General features: G+C 68.9%; 14 protein-coding genes and 2 pseudogenes. 5 read left to right on the top strand and 11 right to left on the bottom strand.

The features are described from left to right. Positions 1 to 40 precede the first annotated feature (40 nt). The 5 genes and pseudogenes from ACFY01_RS25105 to ACFY01_RS25085 form a co-directional block, all read right to left on the bottom strand. The gene (locus tag ACFY01_RS25105; RefSeq protein WP_390737981.1) at positions 41 to 1,357 is read right to left on the bottom strand and encodes a PP2C family protein-serine/threonine phosphatase; all 1,317 of its coding nucleotides are present in this window, start codon (positions 1,355 to 1,357) and stop codon (positions 41 to 43) included. A gap of 180 nt (positions 1,358 to 1,537) precedes the next feature. Continuing rightward, the gene (locus ACFY01_RS25100) at positions 1,538 to 2,452 is read right to left on the bottom strand and encodes an SDR family oxidoreductase (protein ID WP_390737980.1); all 915 of its coding nucleotides are present in this window, start codon (positions 2,450 to 2,452) and stop codon (positions 1,538 to 1,540) included. A 595-nt stretch (positions 2,453 to 3,047) separates the two neighbouring features. Further along, positions 3,048 to 3,158 (bottom strand): annotated as a pseudogene (locus tag ACFY01_RS25095) (3-oxoadipate enol-lactone hydrolase); the annotation flags it as partial. Positions 3,159 to 3,190: 32 nt separating this feature from the next. After that, a pseudogene (locus tag ACFY01_RS25090) lies at positions 3,191 to 3,499 on the bottom strand (transposase); the annotation flags it as partial. Between the two features lie 206 nt (positions 3,500 to 3,705). Continuing rightward, on the bottom strand, positions 3,706 to 4,809 hold the full coding sequence (locus ACFY01_RS25085) for an AI-2E family transporter (RefSeq protein WP_390737979.1): 1,104 nt from the start codon (positions 4,807 to 4,809) through the stop codon (positions 3,706 to 3,708). A 483-nt stretch (positions 4,810 to 5,292) separates the two neighbouring features. Between ACFY01_RS25085 and ACFY01_RS25080 the strand changes: the two genes are divergently transcribed. After that, positions 5,293 to 6,423: a diacylglycerol/lipid kinase family protein gene (locus tag ACFY01_RS25080; RefSeq protein ID WP_390737978.1), complete on the top strand. Its 1,131-nt coding sequence runs from the start codon at positions 5,293 to 5,295 to the stop codon at positions 6,421 to 6,423. On the opposite strand, the gene ACFY01_RS25075 is transcribed toward ACFY01_RS25080, so the two are convergent. From ACFY01_RS25075 to ACFY01_RS25055, 5 genes are all read right to left on the bottom strand, one after another. Further along, the gene (locus ACFY01_RS25075) at positions 6,332 to 7,009 is read right to left on the bottom strand and encodes an HdeD family acid-resistance protein (protein WP_390737977.1); all 678 of its coding nucleotides are present in this window, start codon (positions 7,007 to 7,009) and stop codon (positions 6,332 to 6,334) included. The genes ACFY01_RS25080 and ACFY01_RS25075 overlap by 92 nt on opposite strands. Positions 7,010 to 7,109: 100 nt before the next feature. Next, entirely contained in the window at positions 7,110 to 8,156 is a 1,047-nt protein-coding gene (locus ACFY01_RS25070; protein ID WP_390737976.1) for an NAD(P)-dependent alcohol dehydrogenase, read from the bottom strand. Between the two features lie 23 nt (positions 8,157 to 8,179). Further along, positions 8,180 to 9,469, bottom strand: a complete 1,290-nt coding sequence (locus ACFY01_RS25065) for a cytochrome P450 (protein WP_390737975.1) — start codon at positions 9,467 to 9,469, stop codon at positions 8,180 to 8,182. A 40-nt stretch (positions 9,470 to 9,509) separates the two neighbouring features. Then, positions 9,510 to 10,913: an NAD(P)/FAD-dependent oxidoreductase gene (locus tag ACFY01_RS25060; protein ID WP_390737974.1), complete on the bottom strand. Its 1,404-nt coding sequence runs from the start codon at positions 10,911 to 10,913 to the stop codon at positions 9,510 to 9,512. Next, entirely contained in the window at positions 10,910 to 11,128 is a 219-nt protein-coding gene (locus ACFY01_RS25055; RefSeq protein WP_390737973.1) for a ferredoxin, read from the bottom strand. Before ACFY01_RS25055 ends, ACFY01_RS25060 begins: the two co-directional genes overlap by 4 nt. A 710-nt stretch (positions 11,129 to 11,838) precedes the next feature. On the opposite strand from ACFY01_RS25055, the gene ACFY01_RS25050 reads away from it, so the two are divergent. From ACFY01_RS25050 to ACFY01_RS25040, 3 genes are all read left to right on the top strand, one after another. Beyond that, on the top strand, positions 11,839 to 12,276 hold the full coding sequence (locus ACFY01_RS25050; RefSeq protein ID WP_390737972.1) for a hypothetical protein: 438 nt from the start codon (positions 11,839 to 11,841) through the stop codon (positions 12,274 to 12,276). 335 nt (positions 12,277 to 12,611) lie between these two features. Further along, the gene (locus tag ACFY01_RS25045) at positions 12,612 to 13,031 is read left to right on the top strand and encodes an SsgA family sporulation/cell division regulator (protein ID WP_390737971.1); all 420 of its coding nucleotides are present in this window, start codon (positions 12,612 to 12,614) and stop codon (positions 13,029 to 13,031) included. A gap of 42 nt (positions 13,032 to 13,073) precedes the next feature. Beyond that, on the top strand, positions 13,074 to 13,403 hold the full coding sequence (locus ACFY01_RS25040) for an NIPSNAP family protein (protein ID WP_390737970.1): 330 nt from the start codon (positions 13,074 to 13,076) through the stop codon (positions 13,401 to 13,403). A 431-nt stretch (positions 13,404 to 13,834) separates the two neighbouring features. Here ACFY01_RS25040 and ACFY01_RS25035 read toward each other — a convergent pair whose 3' ends face one another. Further along, the gene (locus tag ACFY01_RS25035) at positions 13,835 to 14,494 is read right to left on the bottom strand and encodes a TetR/AcrR family transcriptional regulator (protein ID WP_390737969.1); all 660 of its coding nucleotides are present in this window, start codon (positions 14,492 to 14,494) and stop codon (positions 13,835 to 13,837) included. Positions 14,495 to 14,748: 254 nt separating this feature from the next. Here ACFY01_RS25035 and ACFY01_RS25030 point away from each other — a divergent pair, with 254 nt between their 5' ends. Continuing rightward, positions 14,749 to 17,973 (top strand): cytochrome P450, encoded by a 3,225-nt coding sequence (locus tag ACFY01_RS25030; protein ID WP_390737968.1) that lies wholly within the window; start codon positions 14,749 to 14,751, stop codon positions 17,971 to 17,973. Positions 17,974 to 18,087 lie beyond the last annotated feature (114 nt).

Genomic DNA, 18,087 nt, shown 5'->3' with positions numbered 1-18,087 from the left:
GTCTCAGGAACATCGCGTACGGCGGGCATTCGACGTGGCCTCAGGGCGAGACGCCGTCGTCCGACTGTGGCAGTCGCAGGGCGAGCAGGGCGATGTCGTCGTGGGCCCCTGCCACGAGTGCGTTCATCAGCTCGTCGCTCAGCTCGTCGATGTCCTGGTCGACCAGGGCGGCAGCGTGCTGCCGGAGCCGGGTCATGCCGTGATCCATGGATTCGCCGCGCCGTTCGATCAAGCCGTCCGTGTACAACAGCAGGGTGCTGCCCTCGGGCAGGGGCAGGCAGGCACTGGGCCGTTCGGCGTGCGGGTCGACGCCCAGCAGCAGGCCGTGTGCTTCCCAGAGGTAGGTGGTGTCGCCGTCCGCGGTGACCAGCAGGGGTGGTGGATGTCCGGCACTCGCCCACTCCAGCTGGTACGGCCCTCCTTCCTGGCCCTTGAGCAGTGCGTACACGCAGGTGGCGGTGCGGTGGCTGTAGAGGGCGTCGACTGCGAGGTCCAAGCGGCGCAGGATCATGCCGGGGGGCTCCCGGCGGTCGCAGGCGATGCCACGCAGCATGTTCCGGATCTGGCTCATGGTCACGGCGGCATGCAGATCGTGGCCGGTGACGTCGCCGATGATCAGAGTGGTGTCACCGCTTTCCGTCAGGACGAAGCTGTCGTACCAGTCACCGCCGATCTGCGCGGTGGCGAGCGCCGGGGAGTAGCGGGCGGTGATGCGCAGACCCGGTACGACGGGCAGGTCCGGCAGCAAGGAGCGCTGGAGGCGCTCGGCGACGGCCTGGGTCTCGGCGTAGAGCCTGGCGTTGTCGAGGGCCAGCGCGATGCGGTGGGTCAGGTCCTCGACCAGCGCCAGGTCCGCCTCGCCCCACGGCGGGTGTCCCTCGCCCCGGACCAGGGTCAGCGCGCCCAGCACTCGCCGGCGTGCCCGCAAGGGGGCCACGATCGCGGAGTCTCCCCCGAGTCGGGCGAACGGTCGCATGGTTGCCGTGTGCAGCGGATCGGACGCCTCCTGCGCGGTCGGCAGCCGCCCGGCCGACAACAGCAGGGGGCCGGCGCCGCGAAGCACCCGGGACAGCGGCCCTCCTGGCGTCTCCGGCGCCGGCGGCAACGGTCCCGTCAGGCCGCCGGTCAGGGCGGTGTTGGGGTCACGGTGTGAGACACAGACCCGCTCGACGGCGCCGTTCTCGTCCATCAGATCGGCCGCGGCCCAGTCGGCCAGCCCCGGCACCAGCACCCGGCACACCCGCCTGAGCCCCTCGACCGCATCCAGCGTGCTCGACAGCGCCGCCGCGCTCCGGGTGGCGAACGCCAGCTGGTCGAGCGCCGCTCGCAGCGCCGCGGCCGCGTCATCCTCGTCCATGGCGACCACCTACCCGCCTGAGGGCTCTACGGCCGCTTCCGTCCTGGGAAACCACTCCTCGGGTAGTGCACTGAAGCCGTGCACGGCAGAAGGGCCCAGGCAGGTACTTACCGAGGTCCTACCGACCCTCGTGGCTTGTCTGTCGGGCACCCTCTGGACGCCTCCCGGCCCCGTTGCAGTTCAGGTCTCGGGCCTGACCGACGTCCAGTCGGCACGGCCACCCGCCCCGAGGACTTCGACATCGGCACCGAGCTCGTCGGTCGATCCCTCCCGCAGTTCGCGCCGGGTGATGCGGCCGACCACGAACGGGAAGAGCGGCCGCAAGGGCTGGCACCAGCGCAGCCACGGGGGCGCGTAGATGTTGCGGACGCGATGCGTGATGCCGGTGGCGAGCCAGTCGGCCACCTGCGCCGGACTGTGGACCCGCCGAGCGAAGGACGGCTGGTGCCGACGGAGGGCTCGCAGCACCGGGTGCTCGTCCATTCCGGCGATCATGTCGGTGCCGGTCCAGTGCAGATAGGCGATGCCGACGGCGACCCCCTCCGGGGCGACCTCACCCCGTAGGGCCAAGGCGAAGGACTCCGCACCTGTTTTGGACGCACAGTACGCGCTCATCATCGGAGCGGAGCCGAACGCTGCGGTCGAGGCGATCTGGAGGAAGTAACCTCCGGTCCGCGTGAGTTGAGGAAGGAAGGCCCTGGCGGTGTTCGCCGCCCCGACCAGGTTGACGTCGACGACGCGTCGCCACAGCTCGGCATCGGTGCGGCTGAAAGGCCCGCCTACAGCGATGCCGGCGTTGGCCACCACGACACCGGCCGCTCCGAGCCGCTCCTCGACCTGCCGCGCGGCACGGTCGAGCGCGGCCTGATCGGTCACGTCCGCCTCGATGCAGACGGTCAGGGTGGCCAGCGACGCCGCCACCTGGGACAGTGTCTCCTTCTCACGACCGAGCAGGGCGATCCGCATGCCCTCCGCGGCCAGGCGCCGCACCAGTGCCTCGCCCACGCCGCGCGCCGCCCCCGTGACCACGGCGACCCGGCCCCGCAGTGGGCTGCCGCGCAGGGCGGTAGGCGGGCGGCTGCCGACAGTACGCATGCGAACCTCATCTCTCCTGCTGCCGTGGTCGGCCGCTTCCCCGCGTACCCGAAACTCACAGCTGGTCACCCTCACACGTGGACCGGGCCACGACCACCCAGGTCTGGCGTAGTCGAACCGGGGCAATCGTGCTGGTGCAGACGACGCACAACCACGCTTCACGGGCCGCCCACACGCTGCGGCACTGCCTCCCCGCTGTCCCGGAGAACCGGGTCGGCCTCCGCGGGCAGCCGGAAGTCGACGATCTCCGTTGCTGCTGGAGAGGATGCACCCCTCGCACGGACGAGTGAGTTGGTGCGTCTGCAAATCAAGCACCCGGGAGAGCCGCAGGCACACGGACCGCACGAGGCACCGACCGCGGCGTGCGAGCCATCGCACTCGATCCCACGGCGAAGCCGCATCGGAGTGCTCCGGTGCGGCTTCGCCGTCTCACGCATCCGCGCAGAACTCCTGCCAGGGACGGACCTCGGTGGGGCTTCGCCGTATCACCCGCGTATCACACAACCATCACCAACTGGCCAGACTCTCCCGGACCAAGAGGCTCCGACCTGCAATTCTGTGCCCGCGTTGGACTGGCGTAGACGTCCCTGGACGGTCTCTGCAACCTGTGCCATGTCGTGCCCAGTGAGGGACCCAGGATCAGGACCGGAGCGTCTTCTGGCCCGTCAAAGCGGTATTGCAGGGTGTTCGGGGGTGTCTCACTCACGCCCCAGCCCCTCTCACGTCTCGCGACCGCCCCTATAACGAGGGTTGCAAGTGCACAGGTCTGACCAGGTGAAAGACCTCTCGGTCCGCGTAACGCTTCAGACTTCGGACGATTTCACGTCGGGTCTTGCCCTCCTTGCTGCGGCGTTCGTAGTAGTCCTGGGTACGTGGGTCGACGCGCAGGCGGGTCTGAACGATCCGGTGCAGGGCGGCGTTCGCCTGACGGTCGCCGCCGCGGTTGAGGCGGCGCGTGCTCCGACGGCCCGACGAATACTCGACGGGGCTGACTCCGCAAAGGGCAGCAAAGGATGCTTCAGTGTTCAGCCGCTCGGGGTTGTCTCCCATGGGGCTGGCCGGTGTCGCTGTCCAAGACCTCGCACGTCAGCACCCGGTGCTGGATGAGCCGCAGGCGGCTGGGGTCCGGCATTCTGCCCACTTATGATGAAATCATCAGATAAAGCAGCTCCATCGTCAAGTGCCTCAAGACTGATTGAATGATCACTTGATGTTGACGCGCGGGTTTCGCCGTTGCGTGGGTCACGGAGCAGTCATTCACGGTCGCCGGACCCGTCGGCGTTCTCGGGGCTGTTGTCTGCGCTCATCGGCAACCGAAGCGGCCGACCCTTGCGGTGGGCCCAGAGGTCACCGAGGACGACCTGGATGACGCCGGTGACCGGAATGGCCAGCAGGGCACCGAGGATCCCGGCGACCTCGGCGGCGATCAGGATGGCCAGCAGCACGGTGAGGGGGTTGAGTTTCACCGTCCGGGACAGGATGAGCGGTTGCAGCAGGTGGTTCTCTGCCTGCTGATAGACGATGAAGAAGACGATGGCTCCGATGCCGGCCGGCAAGGAGTGGACGAACGCCACCGCGGAGGCGACGACAGCCCCTATGGTGGCGCCCACCAGGGGAATGAGGTCGGTCACGGCGACAAAGAGGGCCAGCAGGCCGGCGAACGGCACTCCGGAAACGAGCAGCATGACGTAGGTCAGGAGCCCGCAGATCAAGCTGATCAGCAAGTTTCCGGTCAGGTAGCCGTTGACGGTACGGGCGCACGCGGCTCCGACGCTGCGTATCCGGGCCGCGGACGCCGTGTCCACCAGGGCCAAGGACCGCTCTATGGCCTTGGGGCCCTCCAGGACCATCAGATAGGCCAGGACGAAAATGGTGAGAGCGCCTGTCACTGTGGTCGCGGCACCGCGAATGAACTTCAGGGCGGGCGTACTCAGCCCGGTGACGAACGCGCGGATCTGTGCCTGATGCCGCTGGACGTACTGCAGAGCGTGCGTCCGCTGAAGCAAGTTACCGACAGGCCCGCGACCGGCCTGGGCGTCCCTGATCATGGCGGGCAGGCGACCGGCGAGCCGGCTTCCCTCCTGAGCCAGGGGGATGACGAACAGAGCGACCACCGCGCCGACGGCCACGGCGGCAGCCAGGAAGACCAGCAAGGTCGCCACCGACCGTCGGCATCGCGGCATCCGACGCTGCAGCGCCTCGACCGCCGGATGAAGGGAGACGGCCAACAACAACGCGATGACCGCCCAGATCAAGACCCGACGCGCATGCACCGCCAGTTCTAGTACGACGTAGGTGGCGAGCACCAGGCCGATGGTGGCGAGGATGGTTCGCACCGGAACCGGACGCGACGCCATGGGCACTGGGTGCCCCGCCCCAGTCACCGGAAACGGGTGAGCTCCTCGTCCGTGAGCCCTGGTGTCCTGCGCTCTCGCCACTGCCCCCCTCTGCCACTGGCGGCGGCGAGTCGGCTGTGGCGGCTGGCGACGATCACGTCCCGGGCATCGCCCCCCTCCGACCACGGCACACGCAGGTTGCGGGAACGGTGTGGCCAAGCGGTGATGGAGGCGCTGCGCAGACCGGTCCGCAGGGCGGTGGGCGTGCACGGCGATGACGGGGCCACGCCCGTCCCAGGTGCGGATGCCCAGACAGAGCTGCAGGCTGGTGCCGCAAGCCGTAACTGCCGAAGGAAGTGTCATGGTGACGCTGGCCGCAGGTGCAATCGCAGGTCCGTCGGCCCGGTGGGAGACGGCGCCGTCAGCCGCAGGCGTGATCGCTACAGTCCTGCTGTCGCCGGTGATGTGCGCCGAGCTGATGCATGCGGCCTGGCGGTACGTGCCATGAGCGAGAGCGCGTCGCGGCCGGCGACCGGCGCGCGGCGGCCCTACCTGATCGTGAATCCGCGTTCGGGGGGAGGGAAAGCCGGCCGCTTCCGGATCGCGGAACGAGCCCGGGCGTTCGGGGCTCAGGTTTTCCTGATCGATCCTTCCCTGCGCCAGGACCTGGCGGCTGTCGCCCGACGCGCGGTGGATGACGGTGCGGATCTGCTGGGGGTGGCCGGCGGAGACGGCACGCAGGCGCTTGTCGCCGCGGTGGCCGCGGAGAGCGGCCTGCCCTTCGTCGTCGTTCCGGCGGGTACCCGCAACCACTTCGCGATGGATCTCGGCCTGAACCGTGAGGACCCTTCGGCCGCGCTGGAGGCCCTCACGGACGGCGTCGAGCTGCGCGTGGACCTCGGGTACGCGGGCGACCGGGCGTTCGTCGACAACGTGTCGTTCGGAGCGTACGCCGCTCTGGTGCAGGACCCGGCCTACCGGGAGGACAAGATCGGCACCATGGTGAGGATCCTCCCGGAGTACCTGGCCCGCCACGAGGGTCCGGAGCTGGTGGTAGGCGCAGGACTGCTCACGGTGGACCGGCCGGATGCCGTGCTGGTGAGCAACAACCCCTACCAGGTCGACGACCCGGCCGGACTCGGCAGGCGGGCGCAGCTCGACTCCGGGCTCCTGGGAGTACTGGCCGCCAGGGCGGAGACGCCCGCAGAGACGGCCGCCAGGCTGCGAGGCGGGCAGACGCATGGCCTGACCCGTCTGGCGACACCCGACGACGTCGTCATCCACGCCGACGCCCCGGTCGTCCCCGTCGGGCTCGACGGCGAAGCAGTCACCCTGCCCACTCCCGTACGGTGCCGGATCAGTCCCCGGACGCTACGGGTATGGGTTCCCCGCCATCGACCGGGCGCCGTGCCCACCGGATGGCGGCCGCCGGGATGGGCCGTCGTCCGGCGGGCGGTCTCATTCGTCGGACGGTCTCACTCGTCGGACGGTCTCATGGCCGTCACACCGACTGACCCGAACGCCGCTCACCGCTGCCAGCCGGTCAGTGCTGAGGGTGCGGACGCGCGTGGAACAGAGGACGCCGCTGGGCGGCCGTGCCCGAAGCGAGATGACCGATCTCGACGCGCGTCCTGATGGCGCGGACCACCTCGGTCAGGCCCACGATGATGGCCATGACGCCCACCACCAGGGTGAGTGTCGCGATCGAGGCGAACGGCATGACGATCATCACGATGCCGGCCAGAGCTCCGACGATCCCGAAGGCGACGTGCCAGCCGCGCCCCGGCATGGCCGGGGCTGAGGCCGCCGCGGCCATCTCCGTGGTGCCGCGCAGCAGCCAGCTGAAGCCGATCCACAGGGCGAGCAGCAGAATCGACTCAAGGGTGCCCCGGAAGCAGATCAGTCCCAGCAGGATGGAGGCCGCGCCGGTGATGAAGTGCAGCACGCGAAGGTGCCGTGGGACGTGGGTGCCGAAGGCGGCGGCGAGTTGGAAGACACCGGTGACCAGTAGGTAGACACCGAAGAGAATGCCGAGGACGCGCAGCGTCGCGCCCGGCCAGACCAGGGCGATGACGCCCAGGGCGACGGTGGCGAGGCCCATCGTGAGCAGGATCTGCCAGCCCATGTTCGCCAGGGCGGCCATCCCTTCTGCCACGGGCCTCTCTTCTGGCTCGGTGCCGCGCGGGGGAACGGGGCCCGGGGAATCGGTGGGGGATGTCATGGCGCCTGCCTCCTCCTTGGAGCAGCGTTGTCGTGTCAGTGCATGTCCGTCGTCACCCGGCCACGACGCATGTGCGTGTCGGTCGCGCTGGTGTCGGTACTCATGCGTGGGGGGTGATGACGGCGCGTCCTTGAACCTGGCCGTCGTGCAGGAGCTGGTATGCCTCGTCGGCGCGTTCCAAAGGGAAGTGCTCGACCAGCATCCTGATCTTTTCCTGCTGGGCCAGGGTGATCACTTCCATCAGTTCGGGGAGGGTGCCCCAGTAGGGCGAGGCGACCGAGCACTCGTGCGGCGGGCTGGTGAAGTTGACGGGCAGGGCTCCGCCGCCGAGGCCGACCATGGTCAGGTGGCCGAGCACCCTGGCCACCTGAGCAGCCATCCGCAGAGTCGGGTCTATCCCGACCATGTCCAGCACGAGTTCAGCGCCCAGCTGTCCCGTCAGGTCCTTGATGCGCGTGATCGCCTCGTCGCCCGAGAGAAGCGCCTCGTCGGCGCCCATGTGCTTGGCGGTTTTCAGCTTGCCCGTGTCGGTGTCCACGGCGACTACGGTGGTTGCCGTGGTGAGCGCGCGCAGGATCTGGATGGTCATCTGACCCAGACCGCCCGCCCCGATCACGACCGCGGTCGACCCCGGCCCCAGCAGGTGCAGCGACCGTTTGACGGCGTGATAGCTGGTCAGTCCGGCGTCGCTGAGCGGGGCGGCCTGGCGGGGGTCGAGGGTGCCGAGCGGAATCAGGTACCGCGGCGCCGGGACGAGCAGGTACTCGGCCATGCCGCCGTCGTGACCGCCTCCAAGGCCGGGGCCCTGACCGCCGAGGTTCTGGCAGTAGTTCTCCATGCCCTGGCGGCAGTTGGCACACACCCCGCAGCCCCAGCAGCCATAGACGATCACAGGGTCCCCGGGCGTGTACCCGGTGACGCCCGCTCCCAGCCGTTCCACCCATCCCGCGTTCTCGTGGCCGAGGGTGAAGGGCAGTTCGGTGACGAGCCCGGGTGGTGGCCCGGGTGCCTCCATGATGTGCAGATCGGAGTGGCACGCACCGGCACCCGCGACCTTCACCAGCACCTGTCCCGGTCCGGGCTCGGGAACCGGCACCTCGCGCAGCTCCGGCGGATGCCGCCACCCGACCAGTCGAAAGGCCCGCATTGCGATCCCTCACACACACGCGCTCAGTCGCGGATGCCGTCGATGTCGACCAGGACGTGGCGCGGTCCGCGGAAGATCTGGTTGTGCCGGTACGGCGGCGGGTCCTCGACGAGCCGGGGGTTCTCCACCCGGCGGACGAAGTCGCCGACGGCGATCTGGACCTCGAGTCGCGCGAGCGGAGCGCCGAAGCAGAAGTGGATGCCCTGGCTGAATCCGAGGTGCTGGTTGTCGCGGCGTTCGAGGTCGAGTGCGTCGGGGTCGGTGAACCGTTGCGGGTCGCGGTTCGCCGAGCCGTACGCCAGGAAGATCGGCGCCCCCTTCGGGATGGTGGTGCCGGCGATGTCGATGTCCTCCACGGCGGAGCGGGTGTGCCAGAACTGCACCGACGACTCGAAGCGCAGCAGTTCCTCCACCCCCGGCACGATCAGCTCGGGCCGGCGGCGCAGCTTCTCGAGCGCGGCGGGGTGGCGCAGCAGGGTGAGCACGCTGTGGGCGATGAGGTTGACCGTGGTTTCGTGTCCCGCGAAGATCAGGAGCAGGGCGTTGCTCGCGAGCACACCCTTGGACATCCGTTCCTCCGGGCCGTCCTCGTTCACCATGGCCGAAAGCATGCCCGGGCCGGGCTGCCGGGCGTACCGGTCGAGCAGATCCGCTGCGAACTGCTCGAACTCCTGCACGGCCTGGCGACCCCCGGCCAGCCGGTTCTGCATCTCCTCAGAGGCGGCCTCGGGGCCGAAGTCCAAAGCGTCTAGGGCCGTCTCGATCCAGTGGTGGAAGCGTCGCTCGTCCTCCAGCGGCACGCCCAGGACCTTGCAGATCACGGTCACCGGCAGGGGGTAGGCGAAGTCGTCGACGGCGTCGATCCGGCTATTGCCTCGCATGTCGTCCAGGAGCCCGGCCACGATGCGATGGACCTCGGGTTCAAGGTCGGAGATCAGGTGAGGGGAATGGGCAGGGCCGACGAAATGCGGCATCATCATCCGACGATCTCGATCGTGCTCGGGTGGATCCTGGGTGATGATGTTCGGCTCCAAAGAGATGACCGCCTCCGTGATCGGCTCCGCCTCCGCCGCTCCCTCGGCCGGGGCTGCGGCCGGGACGGGACACTTCCGTGGATCCGAGCTGACCCGGGGGTCGTGCAGCAGCGTGACGATCTCCCGGTAGGTGCTCACGACATAGGTACCGTCCGGCTGCCGCGCCACCGGTGTCTTGCGCAGTTCCTCGTAGAAGGGGTACGGGTTGGCGCGGTTGGTGTAGCGGAGGGCCTGCTGCCAGGGGGTTTCCTCGACCACGAGGCTCCCCTCCTTCTTCATGTCGATGCTGTCCGCCTACAGGCTTGGCCCGGCGAGCGCGTCAGTGATGGCGCATCCGGAACTCGGCCGTCCGCTCGCTCGGGGCGTGGCCGGTCAGGACGACGTCGGGGATCGCCGTCGGGACCCTCGGATCCGGAAACTCGGCCGGCACCGGCTTGGCGTCGGGCGGTTGGTCCCAGCCCGGCGGCGGAGGCGGGAACGGACCGGAATGCTCGATCAGCTTCCCGTAGTACTCCAGCCACTTGCCGTGATCGAAGGTGACGGCCGCGACGATGCGGCCCCGGTGACCGTAGGCGGCGGCGAAACGGCGCTCCTCGACGGACCCCTGGGTGAAGACGATCTCGTCGCCGAAAGGCGGCACGCCGACGGACTTGATGTTCACGCCGAACTGACCGGACCAGAAGCCGGGCAGCAGCAGATGCGGGCGGTAGTGGGGCTCGAGGTTCACCATGTTGTGGGCCGCGGCCTCCGCGCCGAGCACCGCGTTGTCCCAGTGCTCCATCGCCAGGAACTGATACTCGTAGAGCACATGCGGCGCACGTGCCACATCCCCTGCCACGAAGATGCTGTCGGTGACCACGCCGTTGATGTCGAAGGCCCGTCCGCCGGCATCGCATCCGACGCCCCAGAAACCGGCCGCCAGCCCGGAGCCCTCCAACCATTCCACGTTGCGGATCGACCCCAGCGAAGCCACCACCACATCGGCGTCGACGGTCGAACCGTCCGAAAGCTGAGCACGCCGCACGTGCCCGCCGGAGTCGCCCTCCAGCGACGACACGCCCAGACCGCAGCGCAGGTCCACGCCGTGATCGCGCTGCAGCTGCGCGGCGATCTCCCCGATCACCCCGCCGAGCGCGCCGACCAGCGGCGCCGAACCCCGCTCGACGACGGTCACCGGGATGTCCAGTTCCCGGCAGACAGAGGCCACTTCCGAGCCGATGAACCCGGCGCCGATGACCAACACCCGCGACGGCGGCTCGGCCAGCTCCTTCTGCAACCGCTCCGCATCATCGCGCGAGCGAATCGTGTGGACCCCGTGCAGGGCGGCCTCGGCCGGGTTGGGCCACTGCCGCGCGCGGGTGCCCGTGGCGATCAGCAACCGGTCGTACGGGACCTGCTCGCCGTCGGCCAGGCGCACCTGCTTGGCGGCCCGATCCAGCCCGATGGCAGCCACCCCGAGTCGCCAGTCGGCATCCGCTTCCCGCATGCGGGGCAGCTTGGTGTGGTCGGCCGGCACCCAGCCCTTGAGCACCTGCTTGGACAGCGGCGGACGGTCATACGGCTCGTACGGCTCGTCCCCGATGATGGTCAGAGAACCGGTGAAGCCCTCCTCGCGCAGAGTCTCCGCGGCCCGCAGCCCGGCCAGAGAAGCACCCACGATGACGATCCGGCCGCTGGCCCGGAACGCGCGCACCAGCTCCGCGACCGTTGCCCGCAAGGTCATGACGTCTCGCCCCGCTCCTCGCCGTCCAAGCGGTCGATCACGATCGCCTGCACCGGGCACGCCGCAGCGGCTCGCTCGACCTGCAGGCGCCGCTGGTCATCAGGGTTCGGCTCGTAGGTGAGCGCCTCCTGACCGTTCATCCTGAAGACCTCGTGCGCCAGATACACGCACTGTGCGTATCCCTGGCAGCGATTCAGGTCCACGACGATCCGCATGGCCAGACTCCTTCCGCTCTGCCGACCGCCCTACGGCGGCGACCACCGACGCGGTCATGCGGCTGTGACGGAGCCCAGGCCGTCTGCAAGGTGAGCCGACCGCAGGTGTTACCCGTCAGCCCGGAACACCGGCTGAGCGGGTCCGGTCTTGTTCGCTGCGCCGCCGCTTCACAGGTGACGTCTGTCGGAGTGTCGCAGCGCGAGGGCGCGTCCCTCCTCCCATGGCGCCGGCATTCAGGGCTTGGCCCGGCCGTTGCGCCCCTAAGAAAATGCTCGCGCCGTCTTCCGACGATCGCAAACCGCCGTTCGGGGCGCAGCGCGTCTCGAGGACGGGGCAGCTCTTGGTCATTGACGGGGTGCCTGCGGGTCAGGGGCTGCCGGAGAGCAGGTCCGCGAGCAAACTGCCACCTGATCACGATGGTCTGCGGATACAACACGGGCCTCGGCCGACCGATCCCGACCCAAGCCGCTGATCACACCGGGCGGGGCCCGATCACCAACGTCGACGACACGCTCTCGCGAGAGCTGTTCAGGGGCCTGTGGTGTGTGTCACCGTCCCCATCCGCAGCATTTCCATACGCCGTATGGTAATCCTTGAGAGGTGCTTCCATACGACGTATGGAAAAGTTTGATCGAACAGGGTCCAGGCCCTGAACTCCGCCTGCACGAGAGGCCGTTGGCGCTAATCGCGCCAGCCGGAAGGAAAGATCATGAAGAAGCTCACGAAGCGGTTCCCTGTCGCTGTTTCCTCCGTGGCGATCGCGGGTGTCGTCGTCGTCGGTGCCGGGGGCACCGCTTCGGCCGCGACTCCCTCCGCCGCCCACGTCCAGCGGCCGGCCGTCGGCGTCAACCCCGCCGACTACCGTTGGGACCACGGCATCGGCTACCTGATCGAGCAGGGCTACTGCTGGGACGAGAACCGTGGCTGGCACCACGACGAGCGTGTCACCGACTCGTCCTGGCACAGCCGCGACGGTCGCTGCTACTGGAGCGACGAGGGGCGCGGGTGGAAGTCCGACAGGTCGTACCGGCACAGCTGGAACCGCTACGAGCACGACGGCCGGGACCGGGACCGCCACGGCGGGTACCACGGTGACCGGAACTATGGCGGCTGGGACCACTTCGACCGGAACCACGGTGACCGGTGAGACAGGTTCTGTCTGTGCCCATGGGCCGAGGCTGCATCCCTCGCCCGATGCCTGCCGGCGGCAGGGACACGACCGCTGTTCAAGGATCAACGGTCCCCTGACCGCCGCCCCAGGCGGGCGATTGAGCGAGGACCCGCTCCTGTCGAACCTGCCTGCCGACACCGACCTCGTGTCGCAGGCACGCGTCGCCCATCTGCCGCGACGCCACGAATCGCGCGGTCTGCCGATGCCGTCCCGGCGCCCGGGCCCTGCTGCAACACCTCTTCCTCCGATGCGTCTTTACCGCCGCGAGCGGCGGGCGCAGCCGAGGGAGGGGCGCCTTGGAGTGAATGTCGATGGAGTCTTCGAGGACTGTGGTCCAGGGACTGACCGCCCGGCTCGTCGTCGCGCGGGTCTACTCGCTGCCCCTGCGTATGCGTCTGCGGTACGAGCCCGCTGATCCCTATGTCGTTCGTGCGACCTTCTTCTCCCACAGTGACAAGCCCGTCGAATGGGTCCTGGGGCGTGACCTTCTCGCCGATGGCCTGGAGGGCTGCGCCGGTCATGGGGACGTCCGGATCTGGTCGGCCGTCGGTCGTGGCAACCAGGCGATGTACATCGCTCTCGGGTCGCGCGCGGGCGCCGCCCTGCTCGAGGTTCCCGTGCGGGACGTCAAGAGCTTCCTGGAAAGCACGGAGGCTCGGGTGCCACGGGGTACCGAGGCCGGACGCATCGACTGGGACACCGAACTGGCGTACCTGCTCTCCCAAAGTTGACCGCTGACCATCCATGCCGAGACAGAAGAGGAATGAGCGTTCATGTCCCAGTACCAGCTTCGTGTCTACACCCTGTCCGGCCCGGAAGCCCTCGTCGCCTATGAGAACGTCTGGTCCCAGCACATTCCCGGCATGGCGAAGCACCGGATCACCACGCACGGCGTCTGGACGGTGCCAGCGGCTTCCGGGAGTGAGACGCCCCAGCTGTACGCCCTCGTCTCCTACAGGGACACCGACGACGTGCAGGAGCGGCTGCGGGCGTACCTGGCCAGCCCGGACTTTCGCGCCGACATGGAGGGCTTCGACCTCAGCCAGATTGTCGGCATCGCCGAGACCGTGCTCACGCCCACCACCGACTCGCCCCTGAGCTGACTCAGCGGCTCGGCGCAACTCGGCCAGGTGACTGTCAGTCCAGCGATGGGCGTGGGCGGCGGCCGGGCCCCGCCGTGGGCACCAGTGCGCCGTGCGCCACCTGGCGGGGACGGTGTCAGGTCAGCCAGTTGTGGACGGGAGAGGTCCCCCAGCGTGGGACATGAGGTGCGGCCGGTGCAGGTGGCGCGCGGGGGTGCGTAGGTGCACGCTCCGCGCGTCGCTCGCTGTCGAGGTCGGTACGGATCGTGGACTGGTTCGGGGCGGTGCTGCTCTCCACACGCCTCTCGGTACGAGCGAGTCTGCTGTAACCGCTGACCGGGCTCGGAACGCAGGAAGCTCGGACAGCGCGGGAAACGATCTCTTCCGGCCGCAGCGCCCCGAGCTCGCCCGCCACGGACGAGCCTCAAGCCGTAGCACCTCGAGCCGCGGACTCAACGGCGGCCGGCGTCCTGGCTGTCACGGTCGGCGGTGAGCCGGCTTTCCAGGCCCGTGATCAGCGTGTCCATCACGAGACGGAACATGTGGTCCCGATCAGGGCCCGCAGTCCCTGCACCCGTGGAGCCAGGTGCCGCATCCGTGGGCCCGTCTCCGCCGTCGGTATCAGGGCCGGGGGGCTTGAGGTTCGCCCACTGGTGGAGCGCTCCGTTGAGTTCGGCGCTGAGGACACCGACGACGACGGCGACGATCAGCGCGGCGATCTCAGGGACCTCTGACAACGGCACGCCGGCAGCGGCCACGGTCGCGGTGAGGGCCGTCCAGAACGGGTCGTCGTGCTGGATGAAGTCGGGCTGGTGGCTGAACGAGTACGCCATCAGCTCGGGGTGCCGGTGTGCCAGCGTCCGGAAGTCCGTGGCGAGCAGCCGGAGGCGCTCCGGCCAGGGAGCGTCCTGAAGCGTCACGGTGCGGAACTGGGCTCCGACCATTCTCGTCACGCCGCGCAGCACGGCTTCCTTGTTCGGCACGTGGTGGTACAGCGACATCGGGTTCGCATCGAGCACGGTCGCGAGTTTGCGCATGGTGAGCGCCTCGGCCCCGTCCTCGTCGATCAGCCGCAGGGCGGCGGTGTAGATCCCGGCCTCGGTCAGAGGCACGTCTCTCTTCCTCGTTCCCCGCGGGGGACGTCTCACCTTTTTTTCCATACCTCGTACGGTATCAGCGCCCATACGGCGTACGGAAAATGACTCCGATCACGGCACCCCTCCCCTCGGCCGGGGTTGCACCGAGTTTCCATACGACGTACGGTACTAATCCATACGGCGTATGTTTCCGTGGTGCGGCGCGGCACCTACCAGCGCAGCGCGCCCTTGCCCACCCCCTCCACTCCATTCACGCAGAGGAGCACGTCATGACCACGCACGCCGCGAACGACCTTCGCCCCACCCGCCCCTCGCACGGGATTCCGGTCCTCGACCCCGCACCGCCGCTTCCGGACACCAACCCGGTCGCGTTCTTCGGCGAGCTGTCCAAGCAGTTCCCGGAGGGCATCTTCAGCCTGAACATCGCAGGCCAGGACAACGTCTTCGTCTACGACCCGGACCTGGTCACCGAGGTCAGCGACGAGACCCGCTTCGGAAAGCCGATCTTCGCCCCGCTGAGCCATGTCCGCGACTACACGGGAGCGGGCCTGTTCACGGCCCACGAGCTCGACGACGGTGACGCCTGGGGCATGGCCCACCGGATCCTCATGCCGGCCTTCAGCCAGCGCGCCATGAAGAACTACTACGGACAGATGCTGGAGATCGCCCAGAACCTCGTGGGCAAGTGGGAGAGCAAGGAGGGTGAGCCGGTGAAGATCACTGACGACTACACCCGGCTGACCCTGGACACCATCGCCCTGTCCGGCTTCGGCTACCGGTTCGACTCCTTCGCCGAGGAGGAGCTGCACCCCTTCCTCAACGCCCTGCTGGAAGCGCTGGTGGAGTCGATGCGGCGCACCCAGGAACTGCCGGAGATGACCGCGCTGCGCACGGACGACGACAAGCGCTACCGCACGAACATCCAGCTGATGCGGGACCTCGTCGAGAACGTGATCAAGGAACGCCGTCAGGGCAGGAGCAGCGGGGAGGACGACCTGCTGGGCTTGATGCTTCAAGCCACCGACCCGGAGACGGGCAGGCCGCTGGACGACGACAACGTCCGCGACCAGGTAGTGACGTTCCTGATCGCCGGCCACGAGACCACCAGCGGTCTGCTGTCGTTCGCCACGTACTCGCTGATGCGCAACCCGCACGTGCTGGCCCAGGCATACGCCGAGGTGGACCGCCTCATGCCGGGTGACACGGTCCCGGACTACGACACGATCATGAAAATGGACGTGATCCCGCGGATCCTGGAGGAGACCCTGCGCCTGTGGGCTCCCATACCGCAGATCATGAAGGCGCCGCTCGAGGACACCGTCATCGGAGGCCGGTACCAACTGAAGCAGGGCACGAAGACGAACCTGCTGATGGGTCCGCTGCACACCCACCCCAAGGCATGGGAGAGGCCGTACGAGTTCGACATCGACCGGTGGCTGCCGGAGAACCGCGCCCGGCACCACCAGCACGCCTACAAGCCGTTCGGCAACGGCCGGCGCGCGTGCATCGGCCGCCAGTTCGCCCTCACCGAGGCCCGCCTGGCGCTGGCGCTGGTGCTGCAGAAGTTCAAGTTCTCCGACACCACCGACTACAAGATGGACGTGCGGGAAGCCCTGACGCGCAAGCCCGGAGACTTCGAACTCGTCATCCGCAGGCGTCAGGAGCACGAGCGGGCCGTGTTCGGCGCCGTCGCCCCGCAGAGCGACGACGAGCGGCAGCAGGCCGCGGTGAGCGGCGTCGGGGTGAATCTGACCGTCGCCCACGGATCGAGCCTGGGTTCGTGCGAGGACCTGGCGCGCACCATCGCCGACCGCGGTGAGCGCTCCGGGTTCGGCACCACGCTGATGAGCCTGGACGAGCTCGGTGACAACCTGCCCACCGAGGGTCTGCTCGTGGTTGTTGCCGCCAGTTACAACGGCAAGGCCCCTGACAACGCGCAGCGCTTCGACGACCTGCTGGGCGCCGGTCTGCCGGAGGGCTCTCTGTCGAACGTGCGGTTCGCGCTGCTGGGCGCCGGCAACACCCAGTGGGTGGCCACCTACCAGGCGTTCCCCAAGCGGATCGAGGAAGGGCTGCTGGCCGCCGGCGCCACTCCGGTCGTCGAGCGCGGCATCGCGGACGCCGCAGGTGACTTCGACGGCATGGCCAGTCGCTGGATGGACACGCTGTGGGCCACCCTGGCCGAGGAGTACGCCGCCGACACCTCCGAGGCGAGCGGCCCGCGCTACGAGGTCCAGCTGCTCACCGAGTCCGACGTGCGTCCCGCGATCGTCTCCGAGCAGGCATATCCGCTCAAGGTGGTGGCCAACGAGGAGCTGGTGGCCGACGCGACCGGCCTGTGGGACTTCCGGATCGAGCCGCCGCGCCCGTCCGCGAGGTCCATCACCTTCGAGCTGCCCGAGGGCGTCACCTACGACACCGGCAACCACCTGGCCGTCTTCGCCAAGAACGAGCCTGCCCTGGTGAACCGCGCGCTGAAGCGGCTCGGTGTCGAGTACGACCAGGTGCTGCGCCTGGACCTGCCCGCAGGCGGCCGCACGCACCTGCCGGTCGGCGTCCCCGTCACCGCGGGCATCCTGCTCACCGAGTTCCTGGAACTGCAGGACGTGGCCACCCGCTCCCAGATCCAGACCCTGGCCGAGTACACCCAGTGCCCGTGGACCCGGCCGCAGCTCCAGGCGTACACCGCCGACACCGAGGAGGCCGAGGAGCGCTACAGCAAGGAGATCCTCGGCAAGCGGGTCTCGGTGCTGGGCCTGCTGGAGCGCTTTCCGGCGGTCGAGCTGCCGCTGGCGGTCTTCCTGGAGATGATGGGCCCGATCCGTCCGCGCTTCTACTCCATCTCCTCCGCCCCGTCGGCCAACCCACGGCAGGTGCGCCTGACCGTCGGCCTGCTGGAGGGCCCGGCCCTGTCCGGCGACGGCCACTACCGCGGCACCTGCTCCTCCTACATCGCGGGCCTGGAGCCCGGGGACGTCGTCTACGGCTACGTCCGCGTGCCCTCCCCGACGTTCGCCCCGCCCGCCGACCCCGCCACGCCGCTGATCCTCATCGGCCCCGGCACCGGCATCGCGCCCCTGCGCGGCTTCCTGGAGGAGCGGGCCTGGCAGCACGAGCACGGCATCCAGGTCGGCCTGGCGCAGGTCTTCGTCGGCTGCCGCCACCCCGAGCACGACTACTTCTACCGTCAGGAGATGCGGGACTGGGAGCAGGCCGGCATCGCGCAGATCCACACCGCCTACTCCGCGGTGACCGACCACCCGGCCCGGTTCGTGCAGAACGCCATCGTGGGCGCCGCCGACACGGTGTGGCAGGCCATCGAGGACGGCGCGTACATCTACGTCTGCGGTGACGGCCGCCGTATGGCGCCCGCCGTCCGCGAGGCCCTCGCCGCCATCCACCGTCAGAAGACCGACAGCGACGACGAGACCGCCCAGCAGTGGCTCGCCCAGCTCGAAGCGGACGAGCGCTACCAGCAGGACGTCTTCGCCTGACCGTTACAACGTCGTCAAGGCGTGTGACCTCCCGACGCCGGGAGGCGTGCGGCACTCCCCCGCTGCCAGCCGTACGCCTCCCCGCCACCACAAGTCATCGCACACCTCAGGGCA

The sequence above is a fragment of the Streptomyces sp. NPDC001480 genome, assembly GCF_042894725.1.
GTDB lineage: Bacteria > Actinomycetota > Actinomycetes > Streptomycetales > Streptomycetaceae > Streptomyces.
Note: the sequence above shows the minus strand (reverse complement) of the source record. Positions and strands in the feature narration are given on the sequence as shown.